The sequence below is a fragment of the Comamonas sp. A23 genome, assembly GCF_004522605.1.
In the GTDB taxonomy this organism is placed as follows: Bacteria; Pseudomonadota; Gammaproteobacteria; order Burkholderiales; family Burkholderiaceae_C; genus Comamonas; species Comamonas thiooxydans.
Map to the genome: position 1 here is coordinate 82,505 of NZ_RSDT01000003.1, position 13,371 is coordinate 95,875.

A 13,371-nucleotide genomic window follows, 5' to 3' on the forward strand; every position below is an offset into this window, starting at 1 on the left:
CCAGGTGCCGGCCGCCTCCTGCCCGCGTGCTCGGCGCTCAGCTGCCGAAGTGGTCGAAGGATTTCCAGCGGTTTTGCAGCAGGGCTCCATTTGCCTCGATCACGCGCAGGCCCGGCTCGGCATCGATGCGGCCTATGCGATGCACAGTCGTGCCGCTGGCAGCGCCTGCTGCCAGCACGTCGGCATGCCGGGCTACGGGGGCGGTAAAACACAGCTCGTAGTCATCGCCGCCTGCCAGTGTGCATTGCTGTTGCAGCTTTGAATCGGATTGCCATGCATCGCTGTGCGGATAGGCGGCTGCGGCCATCAAGGGCGTGGTGCAGCGGCTGTCTACCGTGGCCCCGACGCTGGACAGTTCCAGAATATGGCCGAGATCGCCGAGCAGGCCGTCGCTGACATCCAGCGCGCTGCTGGCAATGCCGCGCAGCGCTAGGCCCAGGGCCACGCGCGGCGTGGGGGCTTCCAGCCGCTGGCGGGTCTGCTGCAGCAGCTCGGCAGGCAATTGCACGCGGCCTAGCATCGCCTCCAGTGCCAGGCGTGCATCGCCCAGAGTGCCGCTGACCCAGATCTCATCGCCGGCCCTGGCGCCGCTGCGTAGCAAGGCCTGGCCGGCAGGTACTTCGCCGAACACGGTAATGCAGATATTGAGCGGGCCGCCCGTGGTGTCGCCGCCGATGAGTTCGCAGTCATGGGCATCGGCCAGGGTCAGCAGGCCGGTTGCAAATTCGCTGATCCAGTCTTCGTCGGCACGGGGCAGAGACAGGGCCAGCGTGAACGCCAGAGGCCTGGCGCCGCTGGCGGCCAGATCGCTGAGATTGACGGCCAGAGCCTTGTGACCCAGCAGGCGCGGGTTCACGTCGGCAAAGAAATGGCGGCCCTCGACCAGCATGTCGCTGGAGATGGCCAGCTGCATGCCGGGGGCCGGGGCCAGCAGCGCGCAATCGTCGCCCACGCCTAGGGCGGCGCGACGTACGGGGCGCTGGAAATAGCGGCGGATCAGATCGAATTCACCCATAAGGTCTCTGGCCGCTCGCGATGCTGCGGCCTGGTGGCCGCTGGTCGGCGGCGGTTAAAGGTCAAGGCCAGAAAAAACTCAGCGGCCTGCGCCAGAAGCGCTGGCGTATCGCCTTGTAGATGCGCGAGCGGTCCACGCCGCTGACGTTGTGGGCACGCAGGGCGACACGGAAAGCCAGATAGAAGCTCACCCCCACATTCAGCGCCGCATTGAAGGGCAGCATGGCCACTGCCCACCACAGCAGATCGTCATGCAGCACCTCCCGGCCCAGCGATGCCACGGCGACGCCGATCTGGCCCGTGGACAGGGTGACGTGGCGTACTTCCAGTCCCAGGCCGAAGAAGGCCGCAAATGCAGGCACCAGGCCCAGCATGAAACCCAGCGAGATATTGGATGCCAAGCTGGAGACATTCTTGCGCAAGAAGCTTGCCCAGCGATCCGCGCGGCCCGTGCCCAGAAAACGTGTGATGCGCGGGTTGTAGCGAATCACCGAATCGATGTTGCGCAGCACAAACCAGTTTTCCGCACCGCCGGCAATCAGGCTGCTGACAAACAGCAGCACGCCGGTAAAGGCGGCGAAGAGCACCGACGGCCCCAGCAGACTCAGCGAGTCCAGTACCTGGCGCGCATGCGGGGTGCTGAGCGCCTGATGACCGACCAGATAGGCATAGCCCAGCGACAGCAGCAGCGCCCCGGGGAAGACGATGAGCACGTTGCCCAGGATAGCGGCGACCTGGGAGCGCACCAGATGGGCGACTTCATCGACGAACTCCTGGATGGAGTCATCGCTTTGAATGTCCTTGAGTTTGGCCGCCATGGCCGGCGCCGTCATGGCCGGCTGCTTGGTGGCCACCGTGAAGTGCAGCATCTGGATCAGCACAAAGCTGATGGCGTAGTTGAAGCCCGCAGCCAGCCCCGACCAGAAGACGGACAGGCCCAACGCATACAGTGCAAACTTGGCCAGCGTGGTGAAGGCCATCACAAAGCCGCCGCCCGCGGCCTTGGCGACCATCTTGCGATATTCGCTGCCGTCGCGGGTGATGTAGTGCTCGCCGGTTTCGGCGCTGCGCTCGGCTACCTTGGCGGCCAACAGCGATGAGTTGGTGGACATCAGCGCGCGCACGCTTCGGCGCTCTATGCCCACGGCCACGAGGTTGGAGAGCAGCTCGGACGTCTCGTAGGCACGGTCTTCTGCCAGCAGGCAATCGAGCAGGCGGCGAATGCGCAGAATGCGCGCACGCACCTGGCGCAGGCGGAAGATCAGGCCGACGGAAATGCCTTCGGCCTCGACATAGGAGTACACCGAGGATACGGCGGCGCGGCAGGCCTCGAGCCGTTCGCGCAGCTGGGCGGCTGCGGCGTCGCGCCTGTCGGTGGTGCGCAGCGGCAGCATAACCTCCACGCGCAGGTTTTCCACATCGTGGATCAGCGCATGAAACGGCTTTTCCTCGCGTGCCTGCTCGCTCATGCGCAGACGCAGCTCTGGGGCAAACCCCGTGGAGAGAATCTGGCCCGCGCAATAGGTGATGGCGTCAAGCAGGTTGCGCTCCCAGAAGCTCACGCCTTCTTCGAGCTGTTGCGGGGTCAGCAAGGTGGTGATGCGGGCCATGAGCTGGCTGTCCAGCGCATGCAGCCAGCGAGCGTCGAAACGGTCGGGAAAGACCAGCATGAACAGCTCGGAGGCATCCTCGGTCTCGGGCGTGCTGGGCAGCAGCTTGTAGCGCAGGCGCTCGGCCACTTCGCTGGCCATGGCGGTGCGCGGGGCGAAGCCGAAATCGGCCAGCAGGGCGGTGATGTCCACCGTCTCCATCAGCGTCTGGCTCCAGCGGCGTAGCCGGGCCAGGGCTTCGGGGTCGGCCTCGAAGGCCTCGACGATCTGTTTCACGCGCTGCACGGCGCCTTCGACAGAGGGTTCGGCTGCGCGTATCCATTCGGCCAGATGGATCAGCCACAGATGGCGTTGCGCAAGGCCTGCATCGGGGTCCAGGGACGCCAGCAGGCCGGGCAGGTCAAGAGTGCTTTTCTTCATGCAAATGTGAGTGCTTGCCTCAGTGCAGAACGCGCTTCTCGGGCATGGGCATGGGGTCGCCGGAGTCATTCATCTGCAATACGAAGAGCGGAATCTCGCACTCGAAGGTCTCGCCCTCGTGATTCACGCAGAGATAGCTGCCGCGCATGGTACCCGTGGGCGTGCGCAGCTGGCAGCCGCTGCTGTACTCGAAGGATTCACCGGGCTGCAGCAGCGGCTGTCGGCCCACCACGCCCAGGCCTTTGACCTCTTCGACATGGCCCAGCTCGTTGGTGATGATCCAGTGCCGCGCAATCAGCTGCGCGGGCACCTCACCCGTGTTGGTGACGGTAATGGTGTAGGAAAACACATAGACGCCGGCGGCCGGAGCGGATTGCTCGGGCAGGTAGGCGGGCTGGACTTGGACCAGAAACTCATTCATCGGCATGAGCTAATGGTAACTGCGACAATTGCAATCCATGAGCCCCACCTACCGTATTGCCCCCTCCATCCTGTCAGCCGACTTCGCCCGTCTGGGTGAAGAAGTGCGTAATGTCATTGCGGCCGGCGCCGACTGGATCCACTTTGACGTGATGGACAACCATTACGTGCCGAATCTGACCTTCGGCCCCATGATCTGTCAGGCTTTGAAGCCCCATTCGGTCACACCTGATGGCAAGCCCGTGCCCATCGACGTGCATCTGATGGTGCAGCCCGTGGACGATCTCGCCACGGCCTTTGCCAAGGCAGGAGCGGACTACATCAGCTTTCACCCCGATGCATCGCAGCATGTGCACCGCAGCGTTCAGAACATCAAGGCACACGGTTGCAAGGCCGGTCTGGTGTTCAATCCCGCCGCGTCGTTGGAGGTGCTGGACTGGATGATCGAAGACATCGACCTGATCCTCTTGATGAGCGTGAACCCCGGCTTCGGCGGTCAAAGCTTTATTGATAGCACGCTGCGCAAGATCGAAAGGGCCCGCAAGTTGATCGATGCTTCTGGCAAAGACATTCGCCTGGAAGTGGACGGCGGCATCAAGGAAGCCAATATCCGCGCCGTGGCTGATGCCGGTGCCGACACCTTTGTGGCTGGCAGCGCCATCTTCGGCAAGCCGGATTACAAGGCTGTCATCGACACCATGCGCAAGAATCTGGCCTGACTCCCGCTTAAGGTGCTGCGCCCCGCAGCTCCTTCGCACCGAGGTGGCGAGGCCGCCCAGGCCTGGTTTCCTGCCCTGACTTCGGCTGCGCTCGATGCAAGAGCGCGGCTATTGGAGTCGGGGTATGAAAGTTTTAGTGTTTTTGGCTGCAAGCCCAATATTGAAAAGCGCATGCAGCTATTGAATTGATAGTTGTATGAAGCTGAATCTGCCTGCTCCCGCCGCCGCCCTGGAACTGGATGCCGTCATGGTCGACCTCGATGGCACCATGGTGAATACGCTGGGCGACTTTGCCGAAGCGCTCAACCGCATGCTGGCCGATCTGCAATTGCCGGCCATCAAGCCGCAGATCATCGAGAACATGGTGGGCAAGGGCAGCGAGCATCTGATCCGCTCCGTGCTGGCGCATGTGGAGGCGCCGGACATCGATGCCCTGTATCCCCGCGCCTGGCAGCGTTATGAGCACCATTACTTGGCCATCAACGGCCAGTTTGCCGATGTCTATCCGGGCGTGGCCGAAGGTCTGCAGGCACTCCAGTCCCTGGGCTTGCGCATGGCCTGTCTGACCAACAAGCCCCTGTCCTTTGCCCAGCCCCTGCTGGCCGCCAAGGGGCTGGACGGCTTTTTCGACTGCGTGTTCGGTGGCGACTCCTTCCCGCGCAAAAAGCCCGACCCCATGCCGCTGGTCGAAACCTGCAAGGCCTTGGGCAGCGAACCCGCTCGCACGCTGATGGTGGGCGACTCCAGCAACGATGCCCAGGCCGCCCATGCCGCCGGCTGCCCCGTGGTGCTGATGACCTACGGCTACAACCACGGCCAGCCCATCACGGCGGTCGAGGCCAGGGCCCATCTGGATTCGCTGGAGCAGCTTGTGGTGTGATGCCGTCTGTTGGTCCGCATATCTGGCAAGAAAGAGTGCGGATAAGCATATTTGCTAGAGTCATTTGCTTTGTTTGAACCCATGTCGGCTCGTGCATCGCCTTGCAGCCGGCAGAGAACGAAGGGGGACTCACGCCACATGCACGGATTGCACCTGACTGCCGACCTTTACCAATGCGCAGGCCATGAGCGCTACATGCTCGATGCCGACGCCATCGCCGGGCTTTGCCGCGAACAGACTGCGGCCTCGGGGCTGACCCTGGTGGATGACACCTGGGTGAAGTTCCCGCCCTATGAAGGCCAGCCCGGCGGGGTGACGGGTACGGTGCTGCTGGCGGAGTCCCATCTGGCCATACATACCTGGCCTGAGACGGGCAGTGTCACCATTGACGTCTACGTGTGCAATTTTTCGGCCGACAACTCGGGCAAGGCCCGCAGGCTGATGGAAGGCGTGATCGACGCTTTTGCGCCGAAAAAGGTGTTGCGCCAGCAATTGATGCGCGGCGACATCGGCATGGCGCAGCCGGCAGACCATGACGTGGACCCTGCACCCGAGCCAGAATCCGGATGGGCCCTGGAGCAGCTCACGCCCCATGCACGCTTTGGCTATCGTGCGACGGCGTTGCAGACGCTGCAGACCTCGTACCAGAAGCTGGAGTTGCTGCAGACGCCGCAGTTCGGCAAGGTGCTGCGTCTGGATGATTGCTTCATGACCTCCGAGGGCGAGGAGTTTTTCTATCATGAGGCCCTGGTGCACCCGGCCGCCATGGCCCACCCCGCGCCGCGCAAGGCCTTGATTCTGGGTGGGGGCGATGGTGGTGCTGCCGAGGAGTTGCTCAAGCATCCGAGCATCGAGCGCGTGGTGCTGGCCGAGTTGGACGAGGCCGTGGTGCAGTTCTCGCGCCAGCATCTGCAGGCCGTACATCGCGGTGCGCTCGATGATGCCCGTGTTGAAGTCTGCATAGGCGACGGTCTGGCCCTGATGGAGGCAACCGATGAGCGCTTTGATCTGGCACTGATGGATCTGACCGACCCCGACACGCCAGCCAGCGCCTTGTACGCGCTTGATTCGCTGGCACGCATGAAGCGCGTGCTGGCGCCGGGCGGCGCGCTGGTGCTGCATCTGGGCAGCCCTGTCTTCCACGGTCCGCAGGTGGCCGAGCTGGTGCGCAGCCTGCGCCAGCAGTTTGCCGTGGTGCGCTGCTACGGCCTCTATATTCCGCTTTACGGCGCTTACTGGGGGCTGGCCGTGGCCTCCGATGAGCTGGATCCGCTGGAGCTGAAGGCGCAGCAAGTGGCCGAGCGCCTCAGGCAGCGCAGGGTGCGGGATCTGCAGTACTACAACGAGCAGGTGCACGGCGCGCTGTTTGCGCTGCCCAACTATTACCGCGAGCTGCTCAAGTGAGTCAGCCAGCCTCGCCCAGCAGCGCTTTCTTGAGCTGCTGATCGGCGGGCTTGGGGCCCAGCCAGATGCCCAACAGGGCATTGAAGAACTCGGGCTCCTTGAAAGCCTCGCCCTGAGGCTGGCCCTTGACGGTCACGATGGCGCCCTGGCCGGGCAGCCAGTCCACCATGAAGCTCTCGCCCGCAAGCAGTTTTTTGTGCTGGGTGAAGATCTCGCTCATGCGCATCACCCCCGGAATCACCTTGGAGAAGGCGGCCCGCTCCATATTGTCTTCCATGCCGCGTGAGAACAGCTTGCCCAGCTCGGCCGAATCGATATCGCGCAGCATGGTCACGCTGATGCGCTTGGGCCCGGGCAGGGCGGCGATTTCCTGCAGGCTGCGTGCCGGTTTTTCCAGATACAGGCCGGCGGTATAGACCTTGAAAACGGCCTTGTAGCGGGTGCCTGCGCCATTGAGTTCCAGCGTCCTGCCTTGGGATTGCAAGCTGGGGGCATAGATCACACCATGAAGTTTCACGGGCTCGGAGGGCATGCCTTGTGCCTGAGCGGCCGGGCAGGCAAGAGCGGCTGCCAGCAGCAGGGCTGGCATCAAACGGGCACTGGGCATGGCTGTCTCCTCGTGATTTCCGGCCGAGCAGTTCTGGTGACCGCTTCGCTTTGCGCGCTGTGGGCCCGCGTTCCGGTGAAAGCGGTATGTTTGTTTTTGCCCGTGATTGCCGCAATCAGGTCTGTCCCCAGCATGGAAGTCATTGCATGGCATGGAGCGTCATTGTTTGCGCGGCGGCGCTATGCGCTACACTGTCCGCATCATGTTCATTCATCGCACGTTCAATGCAGGTTGTGGAGACCGGGGAGCCTGGCCCTGGCGTAAGCCTGCACATCCGAACTGCTGAAGCACCCGGCACGAGCCCGGCGTGCACCCCGCGGCCCCATGCTTTGCATACTTCGGGCCAATTGGAATGAACCGGCGCATCCTTTCTTCAAACGCGTCATCTGCCCGTAATCAATCCGTGCAGATGCACCATGCGCCATGACTCCCGGAGCTTCTCCCGTGATCACGGAACTGGAATTCAAATCACTTGCGGCCCAAGGCTATAACCGCATCCCCCTGCTGATCGAGGCCTTTGCCGACCTCGAAACCCCGCTGTCCCTCTATCTCAAGCTGGCCCATGCCAATGGCGACGGCAAGTACAGCTTCTTGCTGGAATCCGTCGTCGGCGGCGAGCGCTTCGGTCGCTACAGCTTCATCGGCCTGCCGGCACGCAGCTTTGTGCGCGCCTCGGGCTTCGGTGACCAGGCCAGGACCGAGGTCGTGACCGACGGCAAGGTGGTGGAGACAGCCGGCGGCAATCCGCTGGACTTCATTGCGGCCTATCAACAGCGCTTCAAGGTTGCCGTCACGCCCGGCATGCCGCGCTTTTGCGGCGGTCTGGCCGGCTATTTCGGCTATGACGCCGTGCGCTACATCGAGAAAAAGCTGGAGAGCAGCTGCCCGCCCGACAGTCTGGGCACGCCCGACATCATGCTGCTGCAGTGTGAAGAGGTGGCCGTCATCGACAACCTATCGGGCAAGCTCTACCTCATCGTCTACGCCAACCCCGGTGAGGCCGAAGCCTATACCCGCGCCAAGAAGCGTCTGCGCCAGCTCAAGGACCAGCTGCGCTATTCCGTCAGCGCGCCGCAGATCCGTGCCGGCGAGAGCTATCCCGCAGAGCGCAGCTTCGACAAGCAGGACTATCTGGACGCCGTGCAAAAGGCCAAGGAGCTGATCGCGGCGGGCGACTTCATGCAGGTGCAGGTGGGCCAGCGCATTCATAAGCGTTTCACGGCCTCGCCGCTGTCGCTGTACCGCGCGCTGCGCTCGCTCAACCCTAGCCCCTATATGTACTTCTACCATTTCGGAGATTTCCATGTGGTGGGAGCCAGCCCGGAGATTCTGGTGCGCCAGGAGCGCACGCCCGACGGCCAGAAGGTCACGATTCGGCCCCTGGCCGGCACCCGTCCGCGTGGCAATACGGTGGAGGCCGACAAGACCACCGAGCAGGAGCTGATTGCCGATCCCAAGGAGCGTGCCGAGCATGTGATGCTGATCGATCTGGCGCGCAACGATATCGGCCGCATTGCCAGGACCGGCAGCGTCAAGGTGACCGAAGCCTTTGCCGTGGAACGCTACAGCCATGTCATGCATATCGTGAGCAATGTGGAAGGCATCTTGCAGGACGGCATGGACAATATGGACGTCTTCAAGGCCACCTTCCCTGCAGGCACGCTGACGGGCGCTCCCAAGGTGCATGCCATGGAAGTCATCGACCGGCTCGAGCCCAGCAAGCGCGGCATCTACGGCGGTGCCTGCGGCTATCTGAGCTTTGCCGGCGACATGGATCTGGCGATTGCGATCCGTACCGGCGTCATCAAGGACAACGTGCTCTATGTGCAGGCCGCTGCCGGCGTGGTGGCCGACTCCGTGCCCGAGCTGGAATGGAGAGAAACCGAGCACAAGGCCCGCGCCCTGTTGCGCGCCGCAGAACTGGTTGAGGAAGGTCTGGAATGAGCCAAGCCATTGATCTGGTGCAGCACTGCACCACCATGGAAGATGTGCGCCGCAATGTGAATGCGCTCGACGATGTACTGGTGCCGCTGCTGGTCACGCGCATCGGCTATATGCAGCAGGCGGCGCGCATCAAGGGGGACGTGGGCCAGGTGCGCGATGAGGCGCGCATCGAAGCCATCGTCAGCCGCGTGCGTGAGCGCACGGCGCAGGAAGGCGGCCAGCCCGATGTGATGGAGACCGTCTATCGCGCGCTGATGGAAGCCTGCATCGCCTACGAACACCAGGAATTTGCGCGCCTGCGTGAACCCAAGAAATCAGGGGAGTAAGACCATGAAACTGCTGATGGTCGATAACTACGACAGCTTTACCTACAACATCGTCCAGTACTTTGGCGAGCTGGGCGCGGAGGTGACCGTGGTGCGCAATGACGAAACCACGGTGGCCGAAGTCGAGGCGCTGATCGCGCGCGAAGGCATCGAGCGGCTGGTGATCTCGCCCGGCCCCTGCTCGCCCAACGAGGCGGGCATCTCGGTGGCGGCGATCAAGCATTTCGCGGGCAAGCTGCCGATTCTGGGCGTCTGCCTGGGTCACCAGAGCATCGGCGCGGCCTTTGGCGGCGACATCATCCGGGCGGGCCAGCAGATGCACGGCAAGACCAGCGTGATCAGCACCGACCAGAAGGGCGTGTTTGCCGACTTGCCCAGGCAGTTCACGGTCAACCGCTATCACTCTCTGGTCATCGACCGGAACACGCTGCCCGAGTGCCTTGAAATCACGGCGACCAGCGAAGATGGTGAAATCCAGGGGGTTCGCCACCGCGAGCTGGCCATCGAGGGCGTGCAGTTTCACCCCGAGAGCATTCTGACCGAGCACGGCCATGCCATGCTGAAGAACTTTCTCGACCAGAAATAACTGTCGATTTATTGATAGCTGCTAACGTTTGCTACTGCTTGATTTCAGAATGAAAACAATGGGAAATCAAGTGAAGGTAAGCGCAAGCAGCTCCCAAAAACATAGAGAGATATTGCAATGATCACTCCCCAGGAAGCGCTGCAGCGAACCATCGAGCATCGTGAAATCTTCCATGACGAAATGCTGCATCTGATGCGCATGATCATGCGCGGCGAGCTCTCGCCGGTGATGACGGCCTCCATCATCACCGGCTTGCGCGTGAAGAAGGAAACCATTGGCGAGATCTCGGCTGCGGCCGAGGTGATGCGCGAGTTCTCCAACAAGGTGAACGTGCACGACAAGAGGAATCTGGTCGATATCGTCGGCACCGGCGGCGACGGCGCCAACACCTTCAACATCTCCACCTGCTCGACCTTTGTGATTGCGGCAGCGGGCGGCAAGGTGAGCAAGCATGGCGGGCGCAGCGTCAGCAGCAAGTCGGGCAGTGCCGATGCCATGGAGGCGCTGGGCGTCAACATCAACCTCAACGCCGCGCAGATCGCCGATTGCATACGCGATGTGGGCATAGGCTTCATGTTTGCGCCCAACCATCATCCGGCCATGAAGAACGTGGCCCCCGTGCGCAAGGAACTGGGCGTGCGCACCATCTTCAACATCCTGGGTCCGCTCACCAACCCGGCATCCGCGCCCAATATCCTGATGGGCGTGTTCCACGAAGACCTGGTCGGCATTCAGGTGCGTGCCCTGCAGCGCCTGGGAGCCGAGCATGCGCTGGTCGTCTATGGCCGCGACGGCCTGGATGAAATCAGCCTGGGCGCGGGCACGCTGGTCGGCGAGCTCAAGGACGGCGTGGTGCGCGAGTATGAAGTCCATCCCGAGGACTTCGGGCTGCGCATGGCGGGTACGCGCTCGCTCAAGGTCGAGAATCCCGAGGAGTCCAAGGCCATGCTGATGGGCGTGCTGCAGGGGGACCAAGGCCCGGCGCGCGATATCGTCTGTCTCAACTCCGGCGCCGCCCTCTATGCCGCCAATGTGGCCGGCTCTATCGAAGAGGGCCTGGAGCGTGCGCAGAAGGCCATCGATAGCGGCGCGGCACTGGCCAAGCTCAAGGAGCTGGTGGCCTATTCGCAAAAGCTCGGCACAGCCGCATGAGCCTGCTGGATGCGCCCATCTGGAGCGATGCCGGCACCTGGATCGTGCTGGGCCTCTCCCTGCTGTTCATCGTGGTGGGCATAGGCATGCACCGCGTCATCGTGAAGGTCTTGCGCGGCCCAGCGGATGCCTCCACCAACAAGGAAAACCATGTCTGACATTCTCAAGAAAATCTGCGACGTCAAGGTCCAGGAAGTTGCCGCTGCCAAGAAGGCCGTGCCGTTTGCCGAGATGCGCCGCGATGCGGAAAGCCGTGTCTCCACGCGCGATTTCGTGGGCGCCATCCGTGCCAAGATTGCCAAGGGACAGGCCGGTGTGATCGCCGAAGTCAAGAAGGCCAGTCCCAGCAAGGGCGTGATCCGTCCCGACTTCGATCCTGCCGACATCGCCCAGAGCTATATGGTGGGCGACGGCAAGATCAGTGCGGCCTGCCTGTCGGTGCTGACCGATCGCCAGTTCTTCCAGGGGCAACCAGACTATCTCAAGCAGGCCCGCGCGAGCACGCTGCTGCCGGTGCTGCGCAAGGACTTCATGGTCGACCCCTATCAGATCTACGAATCTCGGGTGATGGGCGCCGACTGCGTGCTCTTGATCGCCGCCTGCCTGGATGATGCGCAGATGGCGGAGATGGAGCAGATTGCGCACAGCCTGGACATGGATGTGCTGGTGGAAGTGCATGACGGCGAGGAGTTGCAGTGTGCTCTCAAGCTCAAGACGCCGCTGGTGGGCATCAACAACCGCAATCTACGCACATTCGAGGTCGATATTCAGACCACGATTGCCCTCAAGAAGGATGTGCCTGCAGATCGCCTGCTGGTGACCGAGTCCGGCATCCTGAGCCGCGACGATGTGAAGACCATGCGTGACGCCGGCATTGACGCCTTCCTGGTGGGCGAGGCTTTTATGCGTGCCCGCGAGCCGGGCGAGGCCCTGGCCCAGTTGTTTCAGTGAGCGATTGGCTGCTGTGCGGGTTCAGCGCAGAACCTGCACATCGGCATCCAGAAAATAGCCGGCACCACGCTTGGTCTTGAGCAGCGTGGGCGCGCGGCTCGATGCTTCGACCTTGCGGCGCAAGCGCAGCATCTGCACATCGATGGCACGGTCAAAGACATCGTCTTCGGCCTGCGTCAGATCCATGATCTGCTCACGACTCATGATTTGCCTGGGACGTTTGAGCAGGGCCAACAGCAGCGCGAACTCGCTCTTGGTCAGTCCCACCTCATGCCCGGCAGCGCTGATGAGGCTGCGCGAGCGCAGCCTCAACTCCCAGTCGGCAAACTTGAAGCCCTGGGGACTCAAGGTGAACGCAGGGCGGGCGCAGGAAAAGAAGGCCTGCACGGCAGAGGCTTGTGAGTGACTGGCAGAAGATGTGTGCATGAATAACTCCTTGTGAGCCTGAGCCGCCAAGTGGTCAGCTATGTTGGAGTCGATTCTTTGCAAATTGTCAGAATGTGTCACTCACTGAAATCAGGTATTTTGAGCCTAGAAATAGGTGAGAACCCTTGAGGAAATCATTCGAGATGACTCTGGAAGTTGAGAAAATCCAGGCATGAACTTCACTAGCCAGAGCATGAGTGCCAACACCGCTGCGCCTACCCAGTTGATGAGTGCAGATCCGCAGGACTGGCCTGTCTCGCCAGACTGGCAAGCCGTTGTCGACTCTTTCTTTGCAGGGAGCACAGGCCAGGGCTTGCTGCAGTTTTTGCAGCAAAGACTGGATGAAGGGGCCGTGATTTTTCCACCCAAGCCCCTGAGGGCCCTGGAATTGACGCCCGCCGAGGAGGTGCGTGTCGTGATCCTGGGGCAGGACCCCTATCATGGTCGTGGGCAGGCCGAGGGTCTGGCATTTTCTGTAGCACCCGGGGTGCGCGTTCCGCCATCGTTGCAGAACATCTTCAAGGAAATGCAGCGCGAACTGGGCACGCCGTTTCCGGCGTTTCCCCAGCCAGGCGGCAGTCTGGTGAGCTGGGCTCAGCGTGGTGTACTGCTGCTCAACACCAGTCTGACGGTGGAAGAAGGGCAGGCCGCAAGCCATGCCAAAAAAGGCTGGGAAGAGCTGACCGATGCCATCATCCGGTATGTCGCCGAGCAGGGGCGGCCCACGGTCTTCATGCTCTGGGGCTCGCACGCCCAGTCCAAGCGTGTGTTCATTCCTCAGGATCGTGGTCATCTGGTGCTGATGAGCAACCACCCTTCGCCGTTATCGGCCCTGAGGCCTCCCGTGCCCTTTATCGGTAACGGGCACTTCGGCAAGGCCAGGGAGTTCAAGCTCAGACACGGCTATTGAGA

Annotated in this window: 15 protein-coding genes; 10 read left to right on the forward strand and 5 right to left on the reverse strand. The window is 62.3% G+C overall.

From position 1 onward, the window contains the following. Positions 1-37 precede the first annotated feature (37 nt). The 3 genes from thiL to apaG form a co-directional block, all read right to left on the reverse strand. Positions 38-1,015, reverse strand: a complete 978-nt coding sequence (thiL, locus tag EIC84_RS08665) for a thiamine-phosphate kinase (RefSeq protein WP_003068326.1) — start codon at positions 1,013-1,015, stop codon at positions 38-40. 61 nt (positions 1,016-1,076) lie between these two features. Further along, the gene (locus EIC84_RS08670; protein ID WP_003068328.1) at positions 1,077-3,044 is read right to left on the reverse strand and encodes a site-specific recombinase; all 1,968 of its coding nucleotides are present in this window, start codon (positions 3,042-3,044) and stop codon (positions 1,077-1,079) included. Between the two features lie 19 nt (positions 3,045-3,063). Beyond that, positions 3,064-3,471, reverse strand: a complete 408-nt coding sequence (apaG, locus tag EIC84_RS08675) for a Co2+/Mg2+ efflux protein ApaG (RefSeq protein ID WP_003068330.1) — start codon at positions 3,469-3,471, stop codon at positions 3,064-3,066. A gap of 31 nt (positions 3,472-3,502) precedes the next feature. On the opposite strand from apaG, the gene rpe reads away from it, so the two are divergent. The 3 genes from rpe to speE all read left to right on the forward strand — a co-directional run bounded on the left by rpe (position 3,503) and on the right by speE (position 6,467). After that, positions 3,503-4,183, forward strand: coding sequence for a ribulose-phosphate 3-epimerase (gene rpe / locus EIC84_RS08680; RefSeq protein WP_003068332.1), 681 nt, complete (start codon positions 3,503-3,505; stop codon positions 4,181-4,183). Positions 4,184-4,379: 196 nt separating this feature from the next. Next, positions 4,380-5,063: a phosphoglycolate phosphatase gene (locus EIC84_RS08685; protein ID WP_003068333.1), complete on the forward strand. Its 684-nt coding sequence runs from the start codon at positions 4,380-4,382 to the stop codon at positions 5,061-5,063. A 138-nt stretch (positions 5,064-5,201) separates the two neighbouring features. Then, complete coding sequence (gene speE, locus EIC84_RS08690) at positions 5,202-6,467, forward strand: polyamine aminopropyltransferase (protein ID WP_003068334.1); 1,266 nt, start codon at positions 5,202-5,204, stop codon at positions 6,465-6,467. Position 6,468: 1 nt separating this feature from the next. Here speE and EIC84_RS08695 read toward each other — a convergent pair whose 3' ends face one another. Continuing rightward, a complete protein-coding gene (locus EIC84_RS08695; protein WP_003068335.1) occupies positions 6,469-7,074 on the reverse strand; it encodes a chalcone isomerase family protein in 606 nt (201 codons plus the stop codon). 444 nt (positions 7,075-7,518) lie between these two features. Here EIC84_RS08695 and trpE point away from each other — a divergent pair, with 444 nt between their 5' ends. The 6 genes from trpE (at position 7,519) to trpC (ending at position 12,033) form a co-directional block, all read left to right on the forward strand. Beyond that, complete coding sequence (gene trpE / locus EIC84_RS08700) at positions 7,519-9,018, forward strand: anthranilate synthase component I (protein ID WP_034362907.1); 1,500 nt, start codon at positions 7,519-7,521, stop codon at positions 9,016-9,018. Continuing rightward, positions 9,015-9,344: a chorismate mutase gene (locus EIC84_RS08705; protein ID WP_003068340.1), complete on the forward strand. Its 330-nt coding sequence runs from the start codon at positions 9,015-9,017 to the stop codon at positions 9,342-9,344. The genes trpE and EIC84_RS08705 overlap by 4 nt, the downstream gene beginning before the upstream one ends. A 4-nt stretch (positions 9,345-9,348) precedes the next feature. Continuing rightward, the gene (locus EIC84_RS08710; protein WP_003068342.1) at positions 9,349-9,930 is read left to right on the forward strand and encodes an aminodeoxychorismate/anthranilate synthase component II; all 582 of its coding nucleotides are present in this window, start codon (positions 9,349-9,351) and stop codon (positions 9,928-9,930) included. A 111-nt stretch (positions 9,931-10,041) separates the two neighbouring features. Further along, positions 10,042-11,082: an anthranilate phosphoribosyltransferase gene (trpD, locus tag EIC84_RS08715; protein ID WP_085960382.1), complete on the forward strand. Its 1,041-nt coding sequence runs from the start codon at positions 10,042-10,044 to the stop codon at positions 11,080-11,082. Further along, the gene (locus EIC84_RS25950; protein WP_003068347.1) at positions 11,079-11,240 is read left to right on the forward strand and encodes a hypothetical protein; all 162 of its coding nucleotides are present in this window, start codon (positions 11,079-11,081) and stop codon (positions 11,238-11,240) included. Before trpD ends, EIC84_RS25950 begins: the two co-directional genes overlap by 4 nt. Further along, on the forward strand, positions 11,233-12,033 hold the full coding sequence (gene trpC, locus EIC84_RS08720) for an indole-3-glycerol phosphate synthase TrpC (RefSeq protein ID WP_003068349.1): 801 nt from the start codon (positions 11,233-11,235) through the stop codon (positions 12,031-12,033). Before EIC84_RS25950 ends, trpC begins: the two co-directional genes overlap by 8 nt. A gap of 21 nt (positions 12,034-12,054) precedes the next feature. Here the strand turns inward: trpC and EIC84_RS08725 are convergent, their stop codons facing one another. Continuing rightward, positions 12,055-12,459: a winged helix-turn-helix domain-containing protein gene (locus tag EIC84_RS08725; RefSeq protein ID WP_003068351.1), complete on the reverse strand. Its 405-nt coding sequence runs from the start codon at positions 12,457-12,459 to the stop codon at positions 12,055-12,057. 172 nt (positions 12,460-12,631) lie between these two features. On the opposite strand from EIC84_RS08725, the gene EIC84_RS08730 reads away from it, so the two are divergent. Beyond that, positions 12,632-13,369, forward strand: coding sequence for a uracil-DNA glycosylase (locus EIC84_RS08730; RefSeq protein ID WP_003068353.1), 738 nt, complete (start codon positions 12,632-12,634; stop codon positions 13,367-13,369). The last annotated feature ends 2 nt before the right edge of the window (positions 13,370-13,371 follow it).

What these genes read in the sequence shown, in the direction of transcription:
- trpC (WP_003068349.1), top strand. Translation starts at nt 11,233, where the DNA reads ATGTCTGACATTCTCAAGAAAATCTGCGACGTCAAGGTCCAGGAAGTT.
- EIC84_RS08670 (WP_003068328.1), bottom strand. Translation starts at nt 3,044, where the DNA reads ATGAAGAAAAGCACTCTTGACCTGCCCGGCCTGCTGGCGTCCCTGGAC.
- EIC84_RS08705 (WP_003068340.1), top strand. Translation starts at nt 9,015, where the DNA reads ATGAGCCAAGCCATTGATCTGGTGCAGCACTGCACCACCATGGAAGAT.
- rpe (WP_003068332.1), top strand. Translation starts at nt 3,503, where the DNA reads ATGAGCCCCACCTACCGTATTGCCCCCTCCATCCTGTCAGCCGACTTC.
- EIC84_RS08730 (WP_003068353.1), top strand. Translation starts at nt 12,632, where the DNA reads ATGAACTTCACTAGCCAGAGCATGAGTGCCAACACCGCTGCGCCTACC.
- EIC84_RS08685 (WP_003068333.1), top strand. Translation starts at nt 4,380, where the DNA reads ATGAAGCTGAATCTGCCTGCTCCCGCCGCCGCCCTGGAACTGGATGCC.
- EIC84_RS08725 (WP_003068351.1), bottom strand. Translation starts at nt 12,459, where the DNA reads ATGCACACATCTTCTGCCAGTCACTCACAAGCCTCTGCCGTGCAGGCC.
- apaG (WP_003068330.1), bottom strand. Translation starts at nt 3,471, where the DNA reads ATGCCGATGAATGAGTTTCTGGTCCAAGTCCAGCCCGCCTACCTGCCC.
- EIC84_RS08710 (WP_003068342.1), top strand. Translation starts at nt 9,349, where the DNA reads ATGAAACTGCTGATGGTCGATAACTACGACAGCTTTACCTACAACATC.
- speE (WP_003068334.1), top strand. Translation starts at nt 5,202, where the DNA reads ATGCACGGATTGCACCTGACTGCCGACCTTTACCAATGCGCAGGCCAT.
- thiL (WP_003068326.1), bottom strand. Translation starts at nt 1,015, where the DNA reads ATGGGTGAATTCGATCTGATCCGCCGCTATTTCCAGCGCCCCGTACGT.
- EIC84_RS25950 (WP_003068347.1), top strand. Translation starts at nt 11,079, where the DNA reads ATGAGCCTGCTGGATGCGCCCATCTGGAGCGATGCCGGCACCTGGATC.
- EIC84_RS08695 (WP_003068335.1), bottom strand. Translation starts at nt 7,074, where the DNA reads ATGCCCAGTGCCCGTTTGATGCCAGCCCTGCTGCTGGCAGCCGCTCTT.